The sequence below is a fragment of the Vibrio sp. 99-70-13A1 genome (assembly GCF_013114625.1).
GTDB lineage: Bacteria > Pseudomonadota > Gammaproteobacteria > Enterobacterales > Vibrionaceae > Vibrio.
The window spans coordinates 1-1,103 of sequence record NZ_VTXD01000099.1; the positions used below are offsets into that span (position 1 = coordinate 1).

General features: G+C 49.6%; 1 pseudogene. It reads right to left on the bottom strand.

The annotated features are described in order from the left end of the window. Positions 1-1,103 (bottom strand): annotated as a pseudogene (locus F0226_RS22360) (transketolase); the annotation flags it as partial.

Genomic DNA, 1,103 nt, shown 5'->3' on the forward strand with positions numbered 1-1,103 from the left:
CGCATAGCGTTACGCGCGTATTCCATGAACATTAGGAACGTTGCGCCGTATGGTACGAAACCACCGTGCAGAGCGATACCGTTCATGATAGCCGTCATACCGAATTCACGTACACCGTAGTGGATGTAGTTACCAGAGAAGTCATTTGCTTCAAGAGACTTAGAACCAGACCACATAGTAAGGTTAGAAGGCGCAAGGTCAGCAGAACCGCCCATGAATTCAGGTAGCATAGCACCGAACGCTTCTAGTGCATTTTGAGACGCTTTACGTGATGCGATGTTTGCTGGGTTAGCTTGAAGATCAGCGATGATTGCCGATGCTTTCTCTTCCCATTGCGCAGGAAGATCACCGTTTACGCGGCGTTTGAATTCAGCTGCCAGCTCAGGGTGTGCTGCTTCATAAGCTGCAAGTTTCTCGTTCCACGCTGCTTCCTTAGCTGCGCCTGCTTCTTTCGCATCCCACTCTGAGTAAACTTCCGACGGAATTTCAAAAGGACCGTGCTCCCAACCTAGTTGCTTACGAGTTGCTGCGATTTCGTCAGCGCCTAATGGTGCACCGTGACAGTCGTGCGTACCTGCTTTGTTTGGAGAACCAAATCCGATTACTGTTTTAGTACAGATTAGAGTCGGGCGAGGATCTGCTTTAGCAGCGATGATTGCTGCGTTGATAGCGTCAGCATCGTGGCCATCAACAGCTGGAATTACGTGCCAGCCGTAAGCTTCAAAACGCTTAGGTGTATCGTCAGAGAACCAACCTTCAACTTCACCATCGATAGAGATGCCGTTGTCATCCCAGAAAGCAACCAGCTTACCAAGACCTAGCGTACCCGCTAGAGAACATGCTTCGTGAGAGATACCTTCCATCAGACAGCCATCACCCATGAATGCATAAGTGTAGTGGTCTACGATGTCGTGGCCTTCTTTGTTGAATTGTGCCGCAAGCGCTTTCTCAGCCATCGCCATACCAACAGCGTTAGTGATGCCTTGACCTAGAGGACCAGTCGTTGTTTCGATACCTGGTGCGTAGCCGTACTCTGGGTGACCTGGAGTCTTAGAATGAAGCTGACGGAAGTTCTTAAGATCTTCAATTGAAAGCTCGTAACC